The 23562-nt window shown below is 69.8% G+C and carries 18 protein-coding genes; 11 read left to right on the forward strand and 7 right to left on the reverse strand.

Features of this window, described 5'->3' with window-relative positions:
- Window positions 1–34: 34 nt before the first annotated feature.
- The gene (locus KZ820_RS17555; RefSeq protein WP_219750093.1) at window positions 35–1045 is read left to right on the forward strand and encodes a ferritin-like domain-containing protein; all 1011 of its coding nucleotides are present in this window, start codon (window positions 35–37) and stop codon (window positions 1043–1045) included.
- 100 nt (window positions 1046–1145) lie between these two features.
- Window positions 1146–1991, forward strand: coding sequence for an outer membrane protein (locus tag KZ820_RS17560; RefSeq protein WP_219750095.1), 846 nt, complete (start codon window positions 1146–1148; stop codon window positions 1989–1991).
- 69 nt (window positions 1992–2060) lie between these two features.
- On the opposite strand, the gene KZ820_RS17565 is transcribed toward KZ820_RS17560, so the two are convergent.
- Window positions 2061–2792 carry an SDR family NAD(P)-dependent oxidoreductase gene (locus KZ820_RS17565; RefSeq protein ID WP_219750097.1) on the reverse strand — a complete coding sequence of 244 codons (732 nt, stop codon included), beginning with the start codon at window positions 2790–2792 and terminating at the stop codon, window positions 2061–2063.
- A gap of 82 nt (window positions 2793–2874) precedes the next feature.
- Between KZ820_RS17565 and KZ820_RS17570 the strand changes: the two genes are divergently transcribed.
- The 8 genes from KZ820_RS17570 to KZ820_RS17605 all read left to right on the forward strand — a co-directional run bounded on the left by KZ820_RS17570 (window position 2875) and on the right by KZ820_RS17605 (window position 16441).
- The gene (locus tag KZ820_RS17570) at window positions 2875–3264 is read left to right on the forward strand and encodes a winged helix-turn-helix transcriptional regulator (protein ID WP_219750099.1); all 390 of its coding nucleotides are present in this window, start codon (window positions 2875–2877) and stop codon (window positions 3262–3264) included.
- 76 nt (window positions 3265–3340) lie between these two features.
- The gene (locus KZ820_RS17575; RefSeq protein ID WP_219750101.1) at window positions 3341–4252 is read left to right on the forward strand and encodes a fatty acid desaturase; all 912 of its coding nucleotides are present in this window, start codon (window positions 3341–3343) and stop codon (window positions 4250–4252) included.
- Window positions 4249–5019 carry a phosphate/phosphite/phosphonate ABC transporter substrate-binding protein gene (locus tag KZ820_RS17580; protein ID WP_308462270.1) on the forward strand — a complete coding sequence of 257 codons (771 nt, stop codon included), beginning with the start codon at window positions 4249–4251 and terminating at the stop codon, window positions 5017–5019. Before KZ820_RS17575 ends, KZ820_RS17580 begins: the two co-directional genes overlap by 4 nt.
- Before the next feature lie 67 nt (window positions 5020–5086).
- Window positions 5087–6904, forward strand: coding sequence for a cation:proton antiporter (locus tag KZ820_RS17585; protein WP_219750103.1), 1818 nt, complete (start codon window positions 5087–5089; stop codon window positions 6902–6904).
- On the forward strand, window positions 6901–7575 hold the full coding sequence (locus KZ820_RS17590; RefSeq protein WP_219750105.1) for an OmpA family protein: 675 nt from the start codon (window positions 6901–6903) through the stop codon (window positions 7573–7575). The genes KZ820_RS17585 and KZ820_RS17590 overlap by 4 nt, the downstream gene beginning before the upstream one ends.
- A gap of 160 nt (window positions 7576–7735) precedes the next feature.
- A complete protein-coding gene (locus KZ820_RS17595) occupies window positions 7736–9757 on the forward strand; it encodes a zinc-dependent metalloprotease (protein ID WP_219750107.1) in 2022 nt (673 codons plus the stop codon).
- Window positions 9758–9906: 149 nt separating this feature from the next.
- Window positions 9907–10737: a 2OG-Fe(II) oxygenase gene (locus KZ820_RS17600; protein WP_219750109.1), complete on the forward strand. Its 831-nt coding sequence runs from the start codon at window positions 9907–9909 to the stop codon at window positions 10735–10737.
- Window positions 10738–11038: 301 nt separating this feature from the next.
- A complete protein-coding gene (locus KZ820_RS17605; RefSeq protein WP_219750111.1) occupies window positions 11039–16441 on the forward strand; it encodes an autotransporter domain-containing protein in 5403 nt (1800 codons plus the stop codon).
- Window positions 16442–16658: 217 nt separating this feature from the next.
- Here the strand turns inward: KZ820_RS17605 and KZ820_RS22335 are convergent, their stop codons facing one another.
- Together KZ820_RS22335 and KZ820_RS17615 are read right to left on the reverse strand one after the other, a co-directional pair.
- Complete coding sequence (locus KZ820_RS22335) at window positions 16659–17072, reverse strand: phytanoyl-CoA dioxygenase family protein (protein ID WP_219750113.1); 414 nt, start codon at window positions 17070–17072, stop codon at window positions 16659–16661.
- On the reverse strand, window positions 17062–17361 hold the full coding sequence (locus tag KZ820_RS17615; RefSeq protein ID WP_219750115.1) for a hypothetical protein: 300 nt from the start codon (window positions 17359–17361) through the stop codon (window positions 17062–17064). The genes KZ820_RS22335 and KZ820_RS17615 overlap by 11 nt, the downstream gene beginning before the upstream one ends.
- A gap of 47 nt (window positions 17362–17408) precedes the next feature.
- Here KZ820_RS17615 and KZ820_RS17620 point away from each other — a divergent pair, with 47 nt between their 5' ends.
- Window positions 17409–17558, forward strand: a complete 150-nt coding sequence (locus tag KZ820_RS17620; RefSeq protein WP_219750117.1) for a hypothetical protein — start codon at window positions 17409–17411, stop codon at window positions 17556–17558.
- Between the two features lie 48 nt (window positions 17559–17606).
- On the opposite strand, the gene KZ820_RS17625 is transcribed toward KZ820_RS17620, so the two are convergent.
- From KZ820_RS17625 to KZ820_RS17640, 4 genes are all read right to left on the reverse strand, one after another.
- Window positions 17607–18896: an O-antigen ligase family protein gene (locus KZ820_RS17625; RefSeq protein ID WP_219750119.1), complete on the reverse strand. Its 1290-nt coding sequence runs from the start codon at window positions 18894–18896 to the stop codon at window positions 17607–17609.
- 413 nt (window positions 18897–19309) lie between these two features.
- Window positions 19310–20596 (reverse strand): hypothetical protein, encoded by a 1287-nt coding sequence (locus tag KZ820_RS17630; RefSeq protein WP_219750121.1) that lies wholly within the window; start codon window positions 20594–20596, stop codon window positions 19310–19312.
- Entirely contained in the window at window positions 20547–22763 is a 2217-nt protein-coding gene (locus KZ820_RS17635) for a GumC family protein (RefSeq protein WP_219750123.1), read from the reverse strand. The genes KZ820_RS17630 and KZ820_RS17635 overlap by 50 nt, the downstream gene beginning before the upstream one ends.
- A 17-nt stretch (window positions 22764–22780) precedes the next feature.
- Window positions 22781–23488: a polysaccharide biosynthesis/export family protein gene (locus tag KZ820_RS17640; RefSeq protein WP_219750125.1), complete on the reverse strand. Its 708-nt coding sequence runs from the start codon at window positions 23486–23488 to the stop codon at window positions 22781–22783.
- Window positions 23489–23562: the final 74 nt, after the last annotated feature.

Below are 23562 nucleotides of genomic sequence, written 5' to 3' on the forward strand. Positions count from 1 at the left end.
GCCCCGTCCCTCCCTTGTCACAGGAACCACGCACATGATCGATCATCGCAACGCCCTCGACCTGCTCGCCGCCGCAGACACGCGCCGCGCGGCGCGGCGCCGCTTCCTCAAGGTGGCGGGCGGCGGCACGCTCGCGCTCGGCGGGATCAGCCTGCTGTCCGGCTGCTTCGACTCCGGGGACGACGACGCTCCCAATCCCACGCCGACGCCGACGCCGACCCCCGCCGCGGTGACCGACAGCGACATCCTCAATCTCGCGCTCAACCTCGAGTATCTCGAGGCGCAATATTATCTCTACGCGGTCAACGGCAGCGGACTGGCGGCCAATCTGACCGCGAGCGGCACCGGCACCGCGGGCGGCAGCGTCACCGGCGGCGCCAAGGTGGACTTCTCGGGTGACGCGCTGGTCGGCGCCTATGCCCGCGAGATCGCCGCGGACGAGGCCGCGCACGTCGCCTTCCTGCGCGCCGCGCTCGGCTCCGCCGCGATCGCCATGCCCAACATCAACATCTCGGGTGACGCGAGCGGCGCCTTCACCGCGGCGGCGCGCGCGGCCGGCGTGATCGGCGCGAGCGACACGTTCAACCCCTATTCCTCGCCCGAGAACTTCCTGCTCGGCGCCTATCTGTTCGAGGACGTCGGGGTCACCGCCTACAAGGGTGCGGCGCCGCTCTTGTCGAGCAAGGTCTTCCTCGAGGCCGCCGCTGGCATCCTCGCGGCCGAGGCCTATCACGCCGGGCTGGTGCGCACCGTGCTCTACGCCAAGGGCATCGCCGCCCCCGCGCTGGTCACCGCGGCGGGGAAGATCTCGGACGCGCGCGACGCGCTCGACCAGGGCGGCGACACCGACCAGGGCCTCACCGGCTCGGGCGGCGCGGCCAATCTCGTCCCCGCCGACTCGGACGCGATCGCCTACAGCCGCAACAGCCGCCAGGTGCACAACATCGTCTACCTCAACGCCACCGGCGCCAACCAGAACGGGGGCGGCTTCTTCCCCAACGGGACGAACAACCCCAACCCGACCCTGCGGGTGGGGCTGCCCTGATGCGGCGCCGGGCGCGCCGCACGGCCGCCGCACGCTGGGGATGACGACGACAGGGAGGAGGCCACCGCCTCCTCCCCGCTGATTCACGAGGGAGTGAGACATGAAGGTGATCGGATTGACCGCGGCGGCGCTGTTCGCCGCCTATGCGCTGCCCGCGACCGCGCAGGAGAGCGACGGCGGCTTCAGCGGCGTCTATGTCGGCGCGGCCGGCGGCTATGACGTCCAGCCCAACGACGGCGGCCGCTCGCGCGTGCTGTTCGACCGCAACCTCGACGGGCAATATGGCGACGTGGTGCGCACCGGCTCGGGCGCCGACGCGTTCGGTCCCGGCTTCTGCGGCGGCCAGGCCAGCAACCAGCTCAGCCCGGCCAACGGCGGTCGCTGCACCAACGACAAGGACGACTGGGCCTATTACGGCCGGGTCGGGTTCGACGCGCAGCGCGGCCGCATCGTCGTCGGCGTGGTCGGCGAGTTCGGCACCACCAACATCACCGACGGGGTGAGCGCCTTCTCGAGCACGCCGGCGAGCTACGTCTTCAACCGCGGGATCGACTGGGAGGCGGGCGTGCGCGCGCGCGCCGGCTACACCCCCAACGACACCACCCTGTTCTACGGCACCTTCGGCCCGGGCTATGCGCGGATTGACCGCGCCTTCGGCTCGACCAACATGACCAACACGTTCGAGGGCAGCGGCAAGCGCAACCAGTTCGGCTTCCAGGGGGGCGGCGGCGTCGAGCAGCGGCTCGGCCGGCACTTCTCGATCGGGCTGGAGTACATCTATCACCAGTATCGGGACGACGATTATGTCGTCCGCGCCGCCGGGCCAGCGGGTACGCCCTTCACCAACGCCAACAATGGCGGCAGCGCGTCGGGCACCGACTTCATCCGCAGCGACGACAAGTTCCGCTGGCACTCGCTGCGCGCCACCGCCGCGTTCCGCTTCTGACCGGCGGCCCCGTGCCGCCGCGCGACCCCGGTCCGCGGCGGCACGGGGCCAGCGACTTCTCGCCGGCGATCAGACCTGGCGCATGCCGCCGTCGACGCACAGCTCGGCGCCGGTGACGAAGCTGGCGGCGTCGCTCAGCAGGAACAGCGCCGCGGCCGCGACCTCGTCGACGCGCGCCATGCGCCCGAGCGGGATCGGCGCGACCAGCGCCCGCCGCGTCTCGTCCGGCACCGCCGCCATCATGTCGGTGTCGGTCGGCCCCGGCGCGACGACGTTGACGCGGATGCCGCGCGGCGCGAGCTCGGCCGCCCAGCTGCGCGCGTAGGAGCGCAGCGCCGCCTTGGTCGCGGCATAGGTGCTGTACGGCGTCACCCCCATGGTCGCGGCGATCGAGCCGACCAGCACCACCGCGGCGCCGTCGCGCAGCGCCGGCAGCGCCGCCTGCAACCCGAACAAGGCGCCGCGCACGTTGACCGCGAAATGCCGGTCGACGTGCTCGGCGGTCTCCTCCGCCAGCGTCGCCGGCTCGGACAGGCCGGCGTTGAGCACCAGCGCGTCGATCCGCCCGTGCCGGTGCTGCACCTCAGCGACGACGCGCGCGAGATCGGCCTGCGCCGCCGCATCGGCGACGATCCCCTGCGCCGCCCCGCCGATCCCCGCGGCCGCCGCGGCGACCTCCTGCTCCTTGCGCCCGGTCAGCACCACCGTGGCGCCCTCCTCCGCGAGCGCGCGCGCGGTCGCGAGACCGATCCCCCGTGCGCCGCCGACCACCAGCGCGATCCTGCCTGCCATCCGCGTCATCGTCCGTCCTTCCTCGTCATGGAGGGCGGGTAGATATACGACGCATATCTGCTATCAAGAACGCACCCGGAGGTGAGTAGATATGGCGAGCGATACCGAACTGGCGGCGCTGTCGTGCCAGGCGATGATGGACGTGCCGCGCATCCGCCCCGTGCTCGACAAGATCGCGGACAAGTGGACGATCATGATCCTGACGGTGCTGTGCCCCGAGCCCGCGCGGTTCAACGAGATCAAGCGGCGGCTCGACGGCATCACGCACAAGTCGCTCGCCGACGCGCTCAAGCGGCTCGAGCGCCACGGCCTGATCACGCGCAGCGTGATCCCGACCGCGCCGATCGGCGTCGTCTACGCCATCACCCCGCTGGGCCACTCGCTGCGCGCGCCGTTCGAGGCGCTGTGCAGCTGGGCGCTCGCGCACGAGCGGGCCTTCGCCGAGGCCGCGCTCGCCTATGACCGGGCACGCGCCGCATAGCCCTCCTATCCGCCTCACCAGAAATAGTCATTCCAACTCCTACTGGCTTGGTGGATGATCGCGGCCGGAGGTGGCGATGTCCGACGAGCAGGCGACGACGGAGGGAGGCGACCCGGCGCGGCGCGGCGCGCTCGAGTGGCCGACGGTGGCGCTGGCGGCGCTGATCTACGGCGGCTGGCTCGCGCTGACCTTCTGGCACGCGCTGCTGCCCTGGCCCGTGCTGGTGGCGGCGGGCGGGTGGCTGGTGGCATGGCACGGCTCGCTCCAGCACGAGACGATCCACGGCCATCCGACGCGCTGGGCCTGGGTCAACGGCGCGGTCGGCGCGGTGCCGCTGGCGCTGTGGCTGCCCTACGGCGTATACCGCGACAGCCACCGCGCGCACCATCGCAGCCCGCACATCACCGACCCGCGCCACGATCCCGAGTCGCGCTACGTCGCCGGGACCGGTCTGCCCCGCGCGCTCGCCGCGGCGCAGGCGACCTTGCTCGGGCGGCTGGTGCTCGGTCCGCCGCTGGCGGTGCTGGCGGTGGCGATCGACGAGGCGCGCCGGCTGCGGGGCGCGCCCGTCGCGGTGCTGCGCGACTGGGCGCCGCATCTCGCCGCGGTCGCGCCGCTGGTGGCCTGGCTCGAGTGGACCGGGTTGGGCGTCGCGCGCTACGCGCTGCTGATGGTCTATCCCGGGCTCGCGCTGACGCTGCTGCGCTCCTTCGCCGAGCATCGCGCCGACCTGCCGGGGCCGAGCCGCGCCGCGACGGTGGCGCGCGGCGGCGTGCTCGGGCTGCTGTACCTCAACAACCACCTCCATACCGCGCACCACGACCGGCCCGGGCTCGCCTGGTACCGGCTGCCGGCCTATCAGCGCCGCCACGCCGCACGGCTGGAAGCGCAGGCTGGGCGGATCCACCGCAGCTACGGCGAGATCGTGCGCCGCTTCGCGCTGCGCGCGCACGACCGGCTGGTCCATCCCGCCGCGGCGCCCCGGTGAGCGGCGCGGTCGCCTCGCTCGGCATGTACGACCACCCGGCGCAGCGCTGGGCCAATGACGCCTTGTGGCAGGCGATCGCGGCGCGTCTGGAGGCGCGCGGCGTGGCGGCGCCGGACGCGCTCGACCGCGCCCGCCCAGTCGAGGCGATCTGGCGCGACCCGCGGCTGCTGCTCGCGCAATGCTGCGGCTACCCGCTGGTGACCGATCCCGCGCTCGCGCTGCGCGTGGTCGCGGTGCCGCATTACGCGGTGCCCGACTGCGCGCCAGGGCGGCACGCCAGCCGCGTGTTGGTGCGCGCCGACGATCCGGCGACGACGCTGGCGGGGCTGCGCGGCCGCCGCGCCGCGGTGAACGCGCTCTCCTCGAACACCGGCGCCAACCTGTTCCGCGCCGCGCTGGCGGGCGAGCCGCTCGACCAGGTCTTCGCCGCTTTGGTGGCGACCGGCTCGCACCGCGCCAGCGCCGCCGCGGTGCGCGACGGCGTCGCCGACGTGGCCGCGGTCGACGCCGTCACCTATGCGGCGCTGGCGCGCGACGAGCCCGAGGCGGTGGCGGGGCTGCGCCAGCTCGCGCTCACCCGCTCTTCCCCCGCGCTGCCCTTCGTCACCGCGCGCGCCACGCCCCCCGCGCTGGTGGCGGCGCTGCGCGACGCGCTGCACGCCGCGGTGCATGACCCGGCGCTAGTATGCGCGCGCGCGGCATTGTTCCTCGCCGACGTCGCGCCGGCGAGCGTCCACCGCTACGTGGCACTGCGCGCGCTCCACTGAGCCGCGCGCCGCCGCGGACGGGCGCGGGCACGGTTCCTTTCGGCGCCGTCACGCGTATGCGCATCGGATGGAACAACAGGCACTCGTCATCGCGCTGATCGGCGCGCTCGGCATCGGCGCGCAATGGGTGGCGTGGCGCACCGGCTGGCCCGCGATCGCGCTGATGCTCGTCGCCGGCGTCGTCGCGGGGCCGGTGACCGGCCTGATCGACCCGCATCGCACCTTCGGCGCGCTGCTCGAGCCGCTCGTCTCGGTCGCTGTCGCGATCATCCTCTTCGAGGGCGGGCTCAGCCTCAACTTCCGCGAGCTGCGCCGCACCGACGGCGCGGTGACGCGGCTGCTGCTGGTGGGCGTGCCGGTCGGCTGGCTGCTCGGCGCACTCGCCTGCTACTATATCGGTGGCTTGGTGTGGCCGGTCGCGATCCTGTTCGCGGGCATCCTCGTCGTCACCGGGCCGACCGTGGTGCTCCCGCTGCTGCGGCAGAGCAACATCGCCGCGCGGCCGCGCGCGATCCTCAAATGGGAGGCGATCGTCAACGACCCGATCGGCGCGTTGTGCGGCGTCGTCACCTACGAGTATCTCCGCCGCGCCGGCGAGGGCGTGACGATCCCGCAGCTTTTGCTGTCGCTGCTCGCCGCGAGCGTGGTGTCGGGGCTGATCGGCTATGGCGCGGCGCGCGCGGTCGCCTGGGCCTTCCCGCGCGGGCACGTCCCCGAATATCTCAAAGCGCCGGTGCTGCTGGTGGCGGTGATCGGCACCTTCGTCGTGTCCAACCTCGTCCAGCAGGAGACCGGGCTGCTGGCGGTGACGGTGATGGGCGTGGCGCTCGCCAACCTGCGGCTCGACTCGCTGCGCGACATCCATCCGTTCAAGGAGAATGTCACCGTCCTGCTGATCTCGGGCGTGTTCGTGCTGCTGTCGGCGACGCTCAACCTGGGCGTGCTCGAGCGCTTCGAGTGGCGCTTCGCCGCCTTCCTGCTGGCGCTGCTGTTCCTGGTGCGACCCGCCACGGTGCTGCTCAGCCTCGCCTTCACGCGCGTGCCCTGGAACGAGCGGCTGCTGGTCGCCTGGATCGCGCCGCGCGGCATCGTCGCGGTGGCGATCTCGGGGCTATTCGCGCTGCGGCTGGGCAATCTCGGCTATGACGACGGCTCGATCCTGGTCACGCTGTCCTTCGCGGTGGTGGTGGCGACGATCGTGGCGCACGGCTTCTCGATCGGCGCGGTGGCGCGCTGGCTCAAGGTGACCGGCCCGACCGAGCGCGGGCTGCTGATCGTCGGCGCGACGCCGTGGAGCATCGCGCTCGCGGCGCAGCTGCGCCAGCTCGACGTGCCGGTGACGATCTGCGACACCAGCTGGCAGCGGCTCGCGCCGGCGCGGCGCGGCGGGATCGACACCTATCACGGCGAGATCCTCGCCGAGGCGACCGAGGACCGGCTCGACCTGTCGCGCTACCAGGTGCTCGTCGCCACGACCGACAATGAGGCGTATAACGCGCTGGTGTGCAACGAATTCGCCCCCGAGCTCGGCCGCGACAACGTGTATCAGCTCGGCGCCGGCACGCACGAGGACGATCGCCGCGCGCTGCCCGCCTCGCTGCGCGGCCGCGCGCTCTTCACCAGCGGGCATGGCGTCGAGGAGATCGTCCGCCGCGTCGACGACGGCTGGGCGTTCCGCAAGACGCGGATCACCGATAAGTTCAACTATGAGACCGCGCGCGCCGACCTGGCCGACGAGGCCGACATGCTGCTGCTGCTGCGTAAGGGCGCGCCGATGCGCTTCTTCTCGCACGCCAGCCGGCCGGTGCCGCAGTCAGGCGACACGATCATCAGCTTCGGTCCGCCCGCCGGGGTGCGACGCGCGCAGCAGGAGGTGAGCGTATGAGCGGGACCGGGGTCAAGCGGATCGGGGCGATCGAGGCCGGCGCGGCGGCGCTGCTGCTCGCGCTCGCTGCCTGCTCGTCGCCGCCCGCGCGCGACCGCGGCAATGCCGCCGACGTCGCCGAGGTGGCCGACCATGCCGACAACGTCGCCGCGCCCGGCAACGACACCGAGGCGGTGGCGCCGCCCAGGTCGATCCTGCGTCCGGAGGTCGCCGCCCCGGTGTCGGAGCCAGAGGCGCCGCGCGCCGAGGACGCCGTGGTCGGCTTCGACGAGGCCGGCAAGATCCTGACCGACGAGGCGACGGCGGCGCTCGACGCGCTGGTCGCCAGCCCCGCGGCGCGCGCCGGCGGCGCCTTCACGCTGCGAGGTCACAGCGACTCGCGCGGCGACGATCGCGCCAACCTGCGCGCGTCGCGCCGCCGCGCCGAGACGGTCCGCGACTATCTCGCCGATAAGGGGATCGACCCGGCCCGAATGACCGTCATCGCGCTCGGGGAAACCACCCCGCTCGTCCCCAACGCGCACCCCGACGGCAGCGACGACCCCGTCGCCCGCCAGAAGAACCGCCGCGTCGAGGTGCATGTCGCGCCGCCCGCGCCCGCGCCCGCCGCCACCCTCGCGGCGGAAGGCGACGACGCGGCCACCGGCAATGCCGCGGCGCCGACCGAGTAGAGGACGATCCGCCGTCTGGAAGCGCGAGTGTGCTCCTGCGCCTGCAGGAGCCCAGTGTCGCAAACCTCCATTCTGGCCAGTCGCGCCCCCCTGCAGAAGAGGCGGGATGCGCGGCGTGCGGCGTGCTAGCCTCGATCGGGTCGCTACACGAAGGGCCCGCATGACCAGCACCGACCGTCTCCGCCGCGCGCTCGGCGCGTCGCTCCTGCTCGCGGGGAGCGTCGCCGCCCCCGCCGTGCTCGCCCAGCATGTGCCCGCGACGCCGGTACCAGCCACCGCACCGACCCTGCTCCCGGTCAGGGTCGAGCGCGACACCGGCCAGGTGCTCGTCACCGTCCCCGCTCCCGACAGCGACGGGGTCTCGCCGCGTTTCCTCTACGCCACCGCGCTCAAGACCGGGCTGGGCTCGGCGCCGATCCGGATCGACCACGGCATGGTCGGCGACACCCAGCTGCTCGCCTTCCGCCGGCTCGGCAAGAAGGTGGCGGTGGTGTTCGAGAACCCGCGCTACCGCTCCTCGGGCGACGCGCTCGAGCGGCGCGGCGCGAGCGCGGACTTCCCGTTCAGCACGGTCGCGATGCTCGACGTCGCCGCGACCGCGCCCGACGGCGCGGTGACGGTCGACCTCGCCCCGCTGCTGCTGCGCGACACGATGCGGCTGGCCGACAAGCTCAACGCCGCGGCGAAGGGCTTCAAGCTTGTCGACTCGCTGAGCGCGGTCGACCCCGGCTCGGTCAAGGCCTTCCCCGACAACATCGAGATGGAGGCGGTGCAGACCTATGCCTCGGACACACCGGGCAAGGAGGTCGACACGATCGCACCCGACGGACGGCAGGTGAGCTTCACCGTCCACCACTCGCTGGTGCGGCTGCCCGCGCCGGGCTTCGTGCCGCGCCGCTTCGACATCCGCTCGGGCACCTTCGCGACGCCGGTGTACGAGTTCAACACGCCGCTGGGCGCGCCGGTGCTGCAGCAATATGCCAACCACTTCCGGCTCGACAAGCTCGACCCCGGCGCGGCGCGCTCGCGCGTGCGCCAGCCGATCGTCTTCTACATCGACAACAAGGCGCCCGAGCCGATCCGCACCGCGCTGGCCGAGGGCGTGGCGTGGTGGAACCAGGCGTTCGACGCGGCCGGTTACATCGACGCCTTCCAGGTACGCGTGCTGCCCGCCGACGCCGACCCGCAGGACGTGCGCTACAACATGGTCAACTGGAACGAGCGGCGGACGCGCAGCTGGTCCTATGGCGGCGGCGTCACCGACCCGCGCACCGGCGAGATCATCAAGGGCAACGTCGTGCTCGAGGGGCTGCGGCTGCGCCAGGACATCTGGATCTTCGAGGGGCTGGTCGGTACCGCCGAGGAGAACAAGGGCACCGCCAACGATCCGGTTCGCGTCGCGCTGGCGCGGATCCGCCAGCTCGGCGCGCACGAGGTCGGCCACGCGCTCGGCTTCGCGCACAATTTCGCGGCGAGCACGCAGGATCGCGCCTCGGTGATGGACTATCCCTTCGCCAAGATCGCGCTGAACGGCGACGCGATCGACCTGTCCGACGCCTACGCCAGCGGCATCGGCGCGTGGGACAAGTTCACCGTCGACTGGCTCTACGGCCAGCCCGCCGCAGGCACCGACCCCGACGTCGCCGCCGCGGCCAAGGCCGACGCGGCGCAGCGCGCGGGCATGCGCTACCTCACCGACATCGACGGGCGCGACTCAAGCCTGGCGGTGCCGGGCGACAGCATGTGGGCCGAGGGCACCGACTCACCCGCGGACCTCGCGCACGTGATGGCGGTGCGCCGCGTCGCGCTGGCGCGCTTCGGCCCGGGCGTGCTCCACGCCGGCGCGCCGCTCGCCGACCTGCGCCGCAGCTTCGTGCCGCTGTGGCTGTTCCACCGCTACGCCGTGGCGGCGATCGGCAAGACGCTCGGTGGGGTCCACTACAGCTACGCCACCGCGAGCGACAGCGCCCCGCCGCCGACACGCGCCACCGCGGTCGAGCAGGGAGAGGCGCTCGACGCGCTGATGGCGACGCTCAGCCCCGCCGCGCTCACCGTGCCGCCCGCGCTCGCGCTGACCTTGTCGGCGAGGGTCAACGGCAACGCCGACCCGCAATATGACAGCGAGGTATTCGACACCGCGGGCGGCGCGGTGTTCGATCCCCTGGTCGCGACCCGCGCATGATCGCCATCGGCTTGCTTCCGGCTCGACGCCACGTCCTTCCACGGTCATGTCGCCCGCCGACGGACGTGCCCCGGTCCGGCGCATAGCAACTAGCCAATCGCAGCGAATGCCTTTAGGCGCTCTGCGCAGAGTCAACGAGGATTGTCGCGATGATAGGATCGACCAGCAGCCATCCCGCGACGGCGCCGCTTCATCTGTCCGACGCCGCTCGTGCCGCGATGGCGTCGTCTCGGTTCCACGATGCGGATCCGTTCCCAGTTCTTATCTTGGACGATTTCCTGCCCGAGGCTTTCGCCGCCGGCCTGCACCAGGAGATCCTAGCGCTGAAAGACCTCAGCCAATCGAACGACTACATCTTCGCCAAGAACAAATTCGAGTATCCGACCTTGGAGGCGATCGGACCGCACGGGGCCGAACTCAAGCGTTTCCTGCTATCGGAGGAGTTCGGCGCCGCACTGACTGCGATGTACGGGCGCCCTTTATTCGTCGACGCGAACTTCACGGGCGGCGGCGTGCACCGCGGCGGATCGGGCTCGTTCCTCGACATGCACGCCGATTTCGAGCGTCATCCTGGTGAGAAGGACTGGGTCCGCGAGCTCAACATCCTGCTCTATATGAACAAGGATTGGGCGCCCGCGCACGGCGGCGCACTGGATCTAAAGCACGCTGATACGGGCGCGGCGAGCGCGATTGAGCCGCTCTACAACCGCTTGGTGCTGATGCTGACCAAGTCGTTCACGCTGCATGGCTACAAGCGTACCTCCTTCCCGCCGGGTTCGTATCGCAATTCGATCGCAGCCTATGCTTACTCGCGCGAGGCCGATGAGGGCCGGCTCGCCCGTCTGTCCACGACGACGCGGTGGCAGCCGTCCGATGCCGGTTCGGTTAAGCGTACGATCGCCGCGCTTACTCCGAGGCTTGTCAGGCTGAAGCAGCGGCTGCTTGGCAGCAACACGGCGAGAGGCGCTGGGAAGAAATAAGCTCCCGGTCGATCGCTTCGGCGCGGCACAATTGCTCGTCAATGTGAGCCAAATCTCTCTGGACGCGAGGAAGTCGGCTGATTAGCCCTCGTCTGCGCGATGGGGTTCGCGTGAGTGTCCGGGGGGCTTAACTATAATGAGAATTCAAGGTTCGGTGCGTATGCGCCGGTGGTCGCTCGCACTCGGCGCTAGCGTCGTGGCGATCGGTATGGCCAGCAGCCCCGCGGCGGCGCAATGCAACCCAGATCCAACGATCGCTAACGCCACGACGACCTGCGCTGGGACCGATCCAGACGGTCTCGTGGTGACGACACCCGGCTCGACGGTGAGTGTCAGCGGCGACGCGATCGTTCGCACGGGCCCTTATGCCGCCATCGACGTGGCTGCGACCGGCGTCACGCTATCGATCGCCGGAGAGATCGACGGCAGCAGCCACGCCGGCATCCGGCTCGACGTCGGCGCGCCGTACAATCTAGCCTGCGACGACCGCCTGCCGGGCGCCCCGGTCCCATGCCCGCCGGGCTATATCTACTCAGCCTATCCCCCATCGGCGTCGGCCACTATCGCCATCGCGGCCGGCGCGAGCGTAGGCGGCGCGCACGCGCTGAGCGTCTCTCTCAGTCCGGCCAATTACGGCGCCACCGCGCGCGCGGTCGTTACCAATGCCGGGTTGATGAGCGGCAACGCCGGCGCAGCGATCATCGTCGATCTGCCGCAGACCAGCAGCTATTCCTACAATCAGGTGAGCGTCGTCAACGGCGGATCAGGGGCAATCGCGGGAATCACAGGTCATGTTGCCAACATCACGAACGACGGTACCATCACCGGAGTTGGCGGTACGGCGATCAACGTCAGCCGCCCGCTCTCACTGATCAACCGCGGCACGATCGTCGGCGCGGTCGTTGTTGACAGCGGCACCTCAGAGACCAGCACGATCGACTCACGCGTCGGGACGATCGACGGTAGCCTCACATTCGGGAACGGCAACGACGTGCTGCTCGCGCGCTACGTCGATGGTGCGATCCGCACCGGCGTGACCGGCGCGATCAACGGTGGCGCCGGGCTTGATACGCTTCGCCTCGACGTCGAGACCGACGCGACGCTCGGCGCGGTGGCGTTGCCGACCAACTTCGAGCAGCTCGGGCTGAACGTGGCGAGTGGCGTCACCGCGACCCTGGGCGACGGCTTCAACGGCCCGGTCCAGCTTGCCGGCGCGGGCTCCATCGTCAACCGGACGACTCTCATCGGCAGCACGCAGGTGATCACGACCAGCGGCTTGGGCCTCGATGCACCGGTCTTCGTCAACGCCGGCACGGTGCGCACCACCGCCGGGGGCAGCTATGCGATCAACGTGTCGGCGCAGACGATCGAGAACCAGGGAGTGATCGAGGCGGCCGGCGACGGCGTCTCGCTCGGTTTCGCTGCACAACGCTTCATCAACAGTGGCACGATCACCGCTGCGGGCACCGGGGTGTCGGCGTTCGGCGTCGCTTTCACCAACAGCGGCACGATCCGCTCGACCGCCGGTATCGGTGTCGCCCTGTCGGGATCCTACGGCGATAAGGCGATTAACAGCGGCACTATCAGCGGCGCGGTCGCCGGCGTGCGGCTGTCGACGTCGCTCGTCAACGAGGGGACGATCAGCTCGGACGGTACCGCAGTCCGGCTCGACTGGTACGGTGGCATCGACAATCGCGCCGGCGGCCGGATCAGCAGCGGCACGCTTGCGATCGGCCCGGAGGGCGGTGGCTCGCTCTATAACGCGACGGTGGTGAATGCCGGCACGATCGACGGCGACGTCGTGCTCGGCCGCGACACCCGCCCCGACAGCTACAACGGCAATCGCTACTTTGCCGCGGAGGGCGGCGTCCTCAACGGCAACCTGACGCTGGGCGGCGGCGACACGCTGGTGGTGGGGCTCGCGGGCAGTGGCGCGGGTACGTTCGCGGGGATCAACGGCACGGTCAGCGCCACCAACAGCACGCTGCATTATCGCGTCCGCGACACGCGCACCGCGGACGCTGCAGCCCGGGCCGGCTTCGTCTCGATTGGATACGACCTGTTCGATGGCGCGGCGCTGACGCTGACCGGTGCCAACGCGCCGCTCCAGTTCGCCGGCGATGGCAGCGTAGAACTCAGTGGCGATATCGTCGCGGGCGCCTCGCCTGCGATCACTTCGGGCTTCGTGAGCTATGCGCCGGGTGAGCAGCAGGCTGCGTCCGGCGCGCTGGCGGTCACCAGCCACGGCACGCTGACGCTGGTGCGCGCGCCGAACGCCAACCTCTATCCCGGCACCGCGGTGATCCTGGGCGAGCGCGACACCTTCACCAACGCGGGCACGATCCTGCTCGGCGGCGCGGTCAGCGCCGCTAGCGCGGGACGCATCGTCAACACCGGTGCGATCCGCCAGGCCGAGGGCAGCGCGGCCTCGGACGGCATCACCGGCGGCTACGGTCGGCTCGACCTCCTCAACACCGGGACGATCGAGGTCGCCGGTACGGCGGTTCGCGGCCAATATTACGGCACGACGATCGACAATAGCGGACGGCTCGTCAGCACTGCGACGACCGCGGTGATCACTAGCAGCTATGCCGATACGATCGTCAATCGCGCCGGCGGCGTCATCGCGGGCAACGGGACAGCGGTGCGGATGTACGGCGGCACGCTGACCAACGCAGGGACAATCACCGGCGACGTGCTGCTCGGCTTCAACGACTACGGTATCAGCTACGGCCCGGTGACCTATGTCGCGCAGGGTGGGACGATTGCGGGCGATCTACACTTCGGCAGCGGCGACGACCAATTCGTCAGCTATAACGACGACACCGGCGTGAGCGGCACGATCGACGCAGGCGACGGTTCCGACACCTTCGTCCACGCGCGTGGAAGCAGCGGGAACGTGACGCTGGGCGCGCCGTTGCTCGCCAGCTTCGAGCGCGAGGGCGCGCGCGCGACCGGAGATGGCACCTTGCTGACGCTGCGCGCCGACACGGCGCTAACGGCCGACCTGCTACTTTCGGGCGACGCCACCATCGTTAATACCGCGACGTTGAACGGCACTATCTTCGCGACGAGCGCGCAGCTGCTGCCCGGCGGGGAGGTCAGCACGCTCGCCGGCCTAGTCAACCGCGGCAACGTCACCGGCACGATCAGCGGCACGGTGCGTGACTTCACCAACGAGGGCAGCATCAGCGCGGCCCGCGGCGCCCAGTGGCAGCAACCGGCGGCACTGAACCTCATCACCGACGTGGCGCTGACCGCGCGTAATACTGGCACGATTCGCGGCGCGACGATCCTGAGCGGCGGCGACAACGGCGCGTCGTTCACGCCCGAGCTCCGCACGCTGGCGCTCGACTTCAGCAACAGCGGCACCATGTCGGCGGCCGGGGCGACGCTGCAGGTGGCTGCGAGCACCTACCTGCCGCGCGAGACGGCGCTGTCGCTCGACAATCAGGGAACAATCGAGGCCACCGGCGGCGCGGGTAATGCGGTACAGCTCAGCGTCTACGGCAACGCCCCGGGTAATGCGGCGAGCAGGATCGCGGTGACGAACAGCGGCACCATCCGCGCCAATGGCGGCGGCGCCTTCGCCGACGTCGGCTACCCCTATTACTTGTCCGGCATTTTTCGGCCGGCGACCGCACTCACGCTCAACGGCACCGCCGATACCGCGATGTCCGTCACCAATACCGCAAGCGGGGTGATAGTGGCGATGGGCGCGCGCTCGACCGCGATCGTCGCCGAGACTGGCACATTCACGCTCGCTAACGCGGGGACGATCCGCGGCGGCGTGGGGGAGACGATCGCCTACAGCAACTGGTATGAGCAAGAGGGCTCAACCTATTATCTTCCCGGCGCGATCCAGGGCAGCGACGACGGCAACACCATCGTCAACAGCGGCACGATCGTCGGTTCGATCGATCTGGGCGACGCTGCCGACCGGATAGAGAACACCGGCCGCATCGTCGGCGACATCTTCCTCAATGACGGCGACGACCGCGTCACGCTGGCGGGCAGCTTCAGCGGCGCGATCGACGGCGGCGCCGGCACCGACACGATCACTGTCACCGGCGGCACCGCGACGACGCCGATCGCCTTCACCCGGCTAACCGACGTCGAGCAGCTGTCGGTGACCGGCGGCTATGCCACGGTCGCGGGCGCCGCGGCGCTGCGCCAGCTCGACGTCACCGGCGGGCGGCTGGTCGGGCTGGCAGGCTCGACGATCAGCGCGCCGCTGATCACCGTCGCGCGCGGCGCCACCTTCGGCTCGGCCGGCACTGTCGACGCGAACCTCGCGATCGCGGGCACGCTGAGCCCCGGCGCCTCGCCCGGCACGATGACCGTCAACGGCAACGTCGCGCTCGCCGGCGGCGCGACCGCGCTGTTCGAGATCACGCCCAGCGTGTACGACAGGCTGGTGGTCAACGGCGCGGTGTCGATCGCGTCGGGCGCGACGCTGCAGCTCGTCTCCGACACGCCGCTGCGCGCGGGCACCAGCTACGAGTTGATCACCGCCAGCGGCGGGGTGAACGGCGCCTTCACGACGGTGCAGCTGCCCGGCAGCCAGCCCGGATTGGTGCTGCAGGACGCGGGGAGCCTGCGCCTGCTCGCGCAATTCGCCCAGCCGACCGGCCTGGCGCCGCAGGTCGCCAACAGCGTCGCCTACGTCAACGCCGCGCTCGCGGCGGCGCCGCGTGACGCCGCGCTGCTCGCCGCGGTGCCAGCGCTGCTCGACGCCGCGGGCGCGACCGACGCGCGCGCCTTCGCGCGGCTCACCCCCGAGTCCTATGCCTCGGCGACCCAGCTGGGCGTCGACCAGGCGCTGTCGCTGGCGCAGGTGGCGCGCGGCGGCGCCTTCGCGACCGACCGCGCCGAGGCGGGCGCGTTCACCTTCGCGCAGACGGTCGGCCAGTGGCACCGGCTGGCCGGCGACACCGCCAGCGGCAGCAGCGCCGCGCGCGCGCAGAGCTACGGCTTCCTCGGCGGGCTGGGCTACGGCGATCGCGGCTGGATGGTCGGCGCCTTCGCCGGCTATCTCAACGGCCGCCAGCAGATCGGCGCGCTGGGCGCACGCACGCGCGCCGACGGCGTCGTGGCCGGCGTGCACGCGCGCTACACCGCGCCGGCGGGCTGGGGCTTCAGCGGCTCGCTGCTGTACGACGGCGGCGAGGCGCGCACCGATCGCGCGCTGCCCGGCACGGTCGCGGCGAGCGCGCGCTACGGGCTGCACAGCTGGGTCGGCGACGCGTCGCTGCACCAAACGCTGGCCGTCGGGGGCGACTGGACGCTGCGCCCGCGCGTCGGCGTCACCTATGTGCGCACCACGCGCGACGGGGTGAGCGAGGACGGGGCGAGCCCGTTTGCGCTCCAGGTCGCGCGCGAGCGCCACGTCGCCGGCTTCGTCGACGCCGGGCTGGCGCTGGCGCGCGACGACGCCTCGGACGCCCGCTTCCGCCCGCACGTCGCGTTCGGGCTGCGCCACCAAGTCGAGGGGCGCCGCGTCGACGCGCTGGCGGGCTTCGCCGGGGGGCCGCTCGGGCTCGCCGCGGCCGGCGCGTCGCGCGCGTCAGTGGTGGGCACCGCCGCGGCGGGCGTCGACTATCGCCTGAGCGCCGCGGTCAACCTGTTCAGCGCCGCCACGGCGCAGACCGGGCGCGACGACCACCAGGAGACGATCACGACCGGGGTGCGGCTGCGCTTCTGAGCCGCTGCTGCCCCCATCATCGGCGAGGCTCCGGCCGATGATGGGGGCGGTCTGATCACACTCTTAGCGACATCACCGGCGACCACTCCCCGGTCGGGCGAGAAGCGACCGACCAGCATCACCGCCTATCTTCGGTACCGCGTTCCAATCTACAAAACGTTCTTCGCCATGCTTTTCACGCGCTAGCTCACTGGCACTGCGATCGGCTTCCCTTCGCTCACGCCACAGACGTTCCGACCGGCGCCGATATTAACCGGGTAGCGCCGAGGTAGATCTTTCGCGGCGTCGGACAGCAAGAGCGTTGGATAGCTGCAGCCCTCGACGTAGGAATGGGTGACCTGCCTGTGTCGTGTCCGGCCTGGATCGAAGGATTGGCCGACCGCCGTGAAGCAAGGTTGGCGGACCAGACCAGCGCCGGTCCGTTGCGCAGATGCGCCTCGTGCGGTTCGGGACCGTGTTGGGCGACAACCCCGGCGATGCCGGGCTCGTACACCGTACGGTACAGATCATACGGGTTTCGCCCGTTCAACAACGTGACGCCGAAGCCGGCCAGTGTCACCTGCAGCAGTTTGTGCGACCCGGGATAACACTGAAGCGGGCCGTTCGCCGCGCTGATGTCCTCAAGTGCCACTCAAGACACCGCTTATGAATCCCTCCGGCTCACTGTCGAAATGGATCGTGTCGCTGTGCGTTGCCTGCTGGGTGCCGCGGTCGAAGTTCAAGGTCTGGAACGGGAAGGCTTCGCGTCCATAAAGATAGTGCAGGGTCTTGAGAATCTGCGGGTGCGTCGCGAGCTGACGCTCCACCTGATTGGTCCGCCACGCGTTCTCGATCCGGTGCGTATCGTCGAATTTCGGCGCGAGACCGTCGACGATCTGGCTCGCGACCGAGTCGAAATCGGGTATGTCGAGGTCAAACACGACATAGCCATCGCGCTCGTAGATGGCGGCCAGAGCCGCCAGATCATGTGACCATCATCGTCCTCATCGCTACCCGCATCGGTGAAGAGAAGCGACGCCTCGACAATGATGGCCGCGTATTGCCGATCGACGAGAAATCGTCGCCGATCCAGCGCCTTCGCGCGACGATGTCGACCGCACCTTCGTGTTCTGCCTAGCCCAATGATGCAGTGACGCCAAGACGAGACAACATCCCCGCGGTTCGCTCAGTCTGCCACTACGCCGCGCGTGGCCGCGAGGCAGGTCGCCAGACCGCCGAGGATCAGCATGACGAACTGGGCGAAGTGGAACATGCCGTCGAACAATCCCTCGATCGCCAACACGTCCACCATCAGGACGACGGGCAACAGCGCCGATGCTCGCGCGGCGGCCTGATGGGCGTGCCAGGCGGCGCCGGCGAGCAGCGACCCAGCCGCCGCGCCGCCGACGATGCCCCAATTGAGCAGGAACTCGACGACGACGTTATGCGGGTGGATGTAGAAGGGCGGAAGCAGCCACCAGCTCGCCATCATCCCGCTTCCCAGCAGCGGGTGGTCGAGGGCGAGCCGTAGCAGTGCCGACCAATAGCTCAGCCGACCCGTCGCGAACCCATCGACGGAGGTAAAATTGTTCGCTTCGAAGAAGGTGTATGAGGGGTCGTTATAGGGTTGGAACGGGAGCGTCAGGAGCGCGCCGGCCACCAAGTAGAGCGGCAGGATCGACCAGAAAGCGCGCGCGCGCGGTGCTCCCGCCACGAACCACGCGATCGGGAGGACACACAGGTCTGCGAGCAGCGCCGCGCGCGTCGTCGTCCAGAAGGTGAGCGCAAAGGCGAACGCCGCCGCGGCATACAGGCGATGCGCGGCCGGCCCTCGCCCCGGCGAGAGCCAGGCCAGGCCGAGGAGTGCTGCGAATACCGCGCCGGTCCAGGATCCGAACAGTCGAACGTTGATGAAGCCCGGTATGGCGACCTTCCAGTCGACCGACCGTTCATGGCCGACGAGCCACGCCGGCAGGAAGGTAAAATGGATCACGATCATCAAGGTCAGCGACACGAGGCCGACGACGAAGCCGGGCCAAAAGCGCGCCAGCGCGACCTGCGGCACGTCACGCATCAGATGGAACAGGCCAGCGGCGAACAGCAGATGAATCGTCCAGGCGAGGCAGAGCATGATCGAGCAGGACGGTAGCCGCGACACGGTCACCGAACTGATCCAGAAGGTCGTCAGAAAGGCGGTGAGTGCGACCTGAGCCCAGCGCGGCAGCGCGCGCGCGATCGACCAAACGTCGAGGCCGCGCGCTTGGGCATGGAGGATCAAGGCAATCTCGCCGGCGAGATAGACATAGCCCCACAGCTGTGCGTTCTGCACGACGATCGGCCGTGCCGCGAGATCGTAGGTCGCGAAGAGGATGCCCGCGATCACCGGCAGCACCGTGCCCATGGCAAGACCCAGCCAGAAGGGACGCGCCGCCGGGTCGAGCCGAGTCGCGGTGGGAGCAGGGAGGCTTAAATCCATGCCGGCGTTGCTAGCGCCGCAGTGGTAAATACGGCGTTAGTCGCTAGCTGGCCGGAGCGTACGGGCGGGCGGTGCCGACCGCGTGTCGTCCCGCCGGCCCGCACTGCGCACCTCCCGCTCGGCCGCCCGATAGGCGGCGGCGCCGCCCATCAAAGGGTCATAGCCGCGGTCGATCCGGGTGTGCAGCCGAGTCTCGATGCGGTTCTGGATACGACTCGCGACACGGGCTGTGGGCGCAATCCCCGCTGCTGACTGGAGCCGCGTCTGCCGCTGGCCTACGGCGCCGGCGGTCGACCTCGCGACTCGGCCCATCGGCGGCGACGGATCGTCGCGCCCGCTCTCCTGGGAGGCGGCAGGCGCCGCGCCGAGGAGCGACACGACCGCCGCAAGCAGGCACCATCCACGGAGGGTCCTCACGCCGCCGGCTCCAGCTGTACACGATCGATCTGCGCCGACAGCCCGCTCGCCGCGCTGACCGGCCGCGCGATGAGCTGCAGCATCTGGATACCGCATCCCGACGGAATCACGATATTGCCGCCGAACCGACCCCCGGTGCGGGACAGATCGGGTAGATCGACGCGACCGAATTCGCGCCCGTCGTGGCAGGTGACCGACCAGTACGGGCGCTCGCCGTCAGGCTGGCTGATGCCCGCGCCGTGGCCGATCAGCCGGTATCGACCAGGAGGAAGCAGCTGTAGCTGCCGGAGAACGGCGCCCCCAGCGCTCGCTGGTGCAGCGACCTCAAAGACGCCTCCCCGGTCGCCGCGCTGGATCGAGGCGCTGATGCCCGGGCTCTCCACCGGGGTCCAGTCCAACGGCGTCGCCGCGCTCGTGTCGGCGGTGAAGCGTGGATCACGAGAGCGCCGCCGGTCGAGCCTGCGTCGTCCCGCGACGTAGAAGTTCCACGTCTGCTCGACATAGCCGGCGCGGGCGAGCGCCGTCACCGCAGCGGCACGCGCACTCGCGGGAACGACGAATCCCGCGTCGCCCGCCGCGCGGAGCAGCTGCGCCGCGGCGAGGGGATCATCTGCATGGTCCGCGACATAGCTGACGAACGGCGCTGCCCAAGTAGGTGCGCCGGCGAGCAGGCGCACGAGCGGGGCGCGGACCGTCGCGTTCGCGCTCGCTGCCGCGAGCACTGGAAACAGCAGGTCGGCACTCTCGGGTGAGGTCCGCAGCGCGATGTCATAGTGCCGCAGCGCGCCGCCGACGTCGCCGCGCCCGACCGCATCTTCGAGCGCCCAAAGCTGGGTGGTCAGGTCACGGCGCGAGAGCCGTTCGCTGTAGGCGAAGAGACGGTGCGCGCGCGTGCGATCGCCGGCGAGCTCGGCATCGAGGCCCAGCGTCACGACCGCGGGCACGACCGTGGCGTCGCGCCGCAGCGCCTCCAGCGCGAGCGCCCGCCCCCGTTCGCGATCACGGCCCCGTCGCCCCGAGTCTTCGCGGATCAGCGACTGGGCGAGTCGGCCGGTGATCTGCGCGTTCGCCGGCGCGAGCGCATGGCCCGTCGCCAGGTCTCCGCGCGAGAGGGCTCGGCCAAGCGACGCGGAAACGCCGATCCAGCCCGTCACCGCCAGCGCGACGGCGATTGCGCCACGTACGAGGCGGCGCTTGGTGCGGCCCCCGGCGCGCCGTTCGCGCGCGGTTCGATCAGCCGGCGCGCGCACGAGCCGACTGACCGTCACTGCGACCGTAGCCATAGCCATAATCGTAGCCATAGCCGTAATGCGCCTTGCGCGCGTCGAACTTGGTCAACACTGCACCGAAGATGCGTGCGTTAGCGCTCGCTAGGCGGCTCAGCGCGGTTTTCACCAGGCTCGACCGTATGCCGTGCGACTCCACCGTGTAGATCACGCCCTCCACGCGGCTGGCGATCAGCGGCGCGTCGGCCAGCCCCATCACCGGCGGGGAGTCGATGATCACGTGATCATACGTCTCCAGCAGTCGCTCGATCAGTACCGACAGACGATTGCCGGTGAGCAGCTCCGCGGCGTTCGGCGGGATCGGACCCGCCGACATGGCGGTGAAGCCGAGCTCGGCCATGGTGAAGGTGAGCGGTGCGATCTCCTCCTCGCCCGCCAGGAAGTTGCTCAACCCGCGGTCATGATCCACGTTGCCGAGATGATGGACGGAGGGCGAGCGCATGTCGCCGTCGACCAGGATCACACGCCGCTGCGCGCGTGCCAGCGTCGTCGCCAGGGCGAAGGCGGTGGTCGACTTACCCTCGGCAGGGCGAGTCGAGGTCACGACGAAGGAGCGCGGAACACCATGTTCGGTGGTGAAGCCGAGATTGGTCTGCACGGCCAGATAGGCGTCGAACAGGTCGGACTTGCGGTCGAGCAGGGCCTCCTGCGGCGTGCTCGTCGCGACCTTGGGAACCGAGCCGAGCAACGGGAGGCCGAGCCGCCGCTCGATCTCGGCGGGGTCGGCGATCGCCTCGTCAATCTGCTCAAGCGCGTATGCGACGGCGGCGCTGAGCCCGAGCCCGAGAAGCAGCGCGAGCGCGAGATTGAGCCCGAGCTTGGGGCTCGAGGGACGCTGCGGCACGTCAGCGGTGTCGACGATCGCGATGTTGTTGATGCCGACGCCGCCGGCGACGCCGATCTCCTTGAAGCGCTGAAGCAGGCCGTCGTACAGCGCGCGATTGGTATCCACCTCCTGCTGGTAGATGTTGTACTGGATGCTGCGGCGCCGCACGTCGAGATAGCGGCTCTTAAGCTGGTTGACCTTGGTCTGGAGAGCCTGCTCTCGCTCACGCGCCTCACGATAGTCCGCCAGCTGTGATCCAGTGACGCGATTCTCCTCGCGCGCGATGGAACGGTCGAGCTGATCGATCTGGGATTGGATCGCGCGCGCGGCGGGATAGCCCGGTTCGAACTGCACCATCAGCTTCTGATAATCGGCCGCCAGCTCCGCGCGCCTCTGCCGCAGAGAGTTGATCGCGAGGTTCCGCAGAGCCTCGGTCGAGGCGCCGGATCGTCCGATCTGCTCGTAGCGCGCCTGCGCCTGGATACGGTCGGTGGTCGCCGTCGCGAGGGCGCCGTTGAGCGCGGCGAGGTCGTCGACCACGATCGAGCGCTCCGACGCGGTCTTGCCGTCGCCGCCCGACTGTGCGGGCAGTGTGATGATCTGCTGCGCCGAGGCGTAGCCGACGAGCTGACGCTGTGACTGGTCGAGTTTCTCCTTCTGCAACGCAAGCTGGCGTTGCAGAAGGTCGCGGCCATAAGCCGTCGCCTGGACCTTTCGCTCCAGATTGGTCTGGATGAAATTGTCTGCCCAGGCGTTAGCGACCTGAGAAGAGAAGATCGCGTTCGGGCTGGTGAACGCCACGTCGACCAGGCGTGACAGTCGCGTCGGGTTCACCGACAGGTTCTTCAGCAAGATCTCACCCGCCACCCGTTGGCGCTCTGGACGGCCCGATGCCGGGTAGCGGCCGCCGACGAGATCAAACGCCGGTTTGGAACTAGAATAGCGAAAGCGGGTGTAGAACTCGGGATCATCCACGAGACGCAGCTGGTTGGCGACACGCTCGGACAATGCCCGCGACCGCAAGAGCCCATATTGCGTCTGGTAGAACTCCTGATCGGCGACGCTGGTCTCGCGCTCGACCCCCTGGAAATTGGTGACCTGGTTCGACTCGCGCGACACCTCGAGCGTGGTGATCGCGGTATATTTGGGAGTCATGAGAAGAGTTATGACCAAGCCCAGCATCAGTGCTGCGACGGTGATACCGATGATGACATAGCGCCACCGCATGGCCACGCGCATATATTGCTTGAGCAGAGGCAAGCGCTCGGCCTCGACCCTGGTCGGGCTCGGCGGATTGAGTCCCGACGCGGGCACAAAGTTGGTCGAAGCCACGTTCATGACAGTCCTAGGCAGCCTTACTGGAGTACCGCGATGAGCGGCCCTGCGAGAAGCGGAGACAGCGACACGAAATCGCGGAAGAGACGACGCTGCGGCGAGTCGCCGACCATGATGATGTCGTTGGCGTAGATGGATGGATCGTCATAATAACCGCGCCGAATCGCATCGATGTTGTATAGGCCCGCCAGCTTGCGGCCGTTTACCGTTCGTAGGATCACCACGTCGTCCTGCCGGGCAAACTCCGAAAGGCCCTTCGCGGAGGCGATCGCTCGCAGCAGCGTCATCTGGTTCGTCACCGGATACAGACCCGGCTCCACTACCTGTCCGTCGATCGTGACGACTTGGCTGACCGAACTGCGGATATTGACCGTCACCTCAGGATTGCGAACGTATCGGCCCCGAAGCGCGCTCTCGATCGCGCGCGCTAGCTCCGCCGAGGTCTTGCCGCGCGCGTCAATCGTGCCCGCCAGCGGCATCGAAATCCGCCCGCTGGCGTCGACCTGCATGTCGCTGCTGAGCTCGGGTACGTTGAAAACGTCAACTTGAATGGTGTCGAGCGGGCCGATCAGCGAGGGGCGATCGCCCGCGGTGAGATCATTCCGATCGGGTGCCGGGAGCCCAGTATCCGGTATCACGGTAAGCCGCTGGTTTGACTGCAGCGGCGGCCGCCCCGCACATCCGACCACGGCAACCGAGAGGATAGTGGCAATGAGAACGTTACGCATGTGCTAGGCGGGGTTCCAGACTGGCCGAAGTTGGGCCGCTATAGATGCAGCCACCGGCGCGGTAAAGCGCGGCC

Origin of the sequence: Sphingomonas citri (genome assembly GCF_019429485.1) — a bacterium.
In the GTDB taxonomy this organism is placed as follows: Bacteria; Pseudomonadota; Alphaproteobacteria; order Sphingomonadales; family Sphingomonadaceae; genus Sphingomonas; species Sphingomonas citri.

What these genes read in the sequence shown, in the direction of transcription:
- KZ820_RS17555 (WP_219750093.1), top strand. Translation starts at nt 35, where the DNA reads ATGATCGATCATCGCAACGCCCTCGACCTGCTCGCCGCCGCAGACACG.
- KZ820_RS17560 (WP_219750095.1), top strand. Translation starts at nt 1,146, where the DNA reads ATGAAGGTGATCGGATTGACCGCGGCGGCGCTGTTCGCCGCCTATGCG.
- KZ820_RS17565 (WP_219750097.1), bottom strand. Translation starts at nt 2,792, where the DNA reads ATGACGCGGATGGCAGGCAGGATCGCGCTGGTGGTCGGCGGCGCACGG.
- KZ820_RS17570 (WP_219750099.1), top strand. Translation starts at nt 2,875, where the DNA reads ATGGCGAGCGATACCGAACTGGCGGCGCTGTCGTGCCAGGCGATGATG.
- KZ820_RS17575 (WP_219750101.1), top strand. Translation starts at nt 3,341, where the DNA reads ATGTCCGACGAGCAGGCGACGACGGAGGGAGGCGACCCGGCGCGGCGC.
- KZ820_RS17585 (WP_219750103.1), top strand. Translation starts at nt 5,087, where the DNA reads ATGGAACAACAGGCACTCGTCATCGCGCTGATCGGCGCGCTCGGCATC.
- KZ820_RS17590 (WP_219750105.1), top strand. Translation starts at nt 6,901, where the DNA reads ATGAGCGGGACCGGGGTCAAGCGGATCGGGGCGATCGAGGCCGGCGCG.
- KZ820_RS17595 (WP_219750107.1), top strand. Translation starts at nt 7,736, where the DNA reads ATGACCAGCACCGACCGTCTCCGCCGCGCGCTCGGCGCGTCGCTCCTG.
- KZ820_RS17600 (WP_219750109.1), top strand. Translation starts at nt 9,907, where the DNA reads ATGATAGGATCGACCAGCAGCCATCCCGCGACGGCGCCGCTTCATCTG.
- KZ820_RS17625 (WP_219750119.1), bottom strand. Translation starts at nt 18,896, where the DNA reads ATGGATTTAAGCCTCCCTGCTCCCACCGCGACTCGGCTCGACCCGGCG.
- KZ820_RS17630 (WP_219750121.1), bottom strand. Translation starts at nt 20,596, where the DNA reads ATGGCTACGGTCGCAGTGACGGTCAGTCGGCTCGTGCGCGCGCCGGCT.
- KZ820_RS17635 (WP_219750123.1), bottom strand. Translation starts at nt 22,763, where the DNA reads ATGAACGTGGCTTCGACCAACTTTGTGCCCGCGTCGGGACTCAATCCG.
- KZ820_RS17640 (WP_219750125.1), bottom strand. Translation starts at nt 23,488, where the DNA reads ATGCGTAACGTTCTCATTGCCACTATCCTCTCGGTTGCCGTGGTCGGA.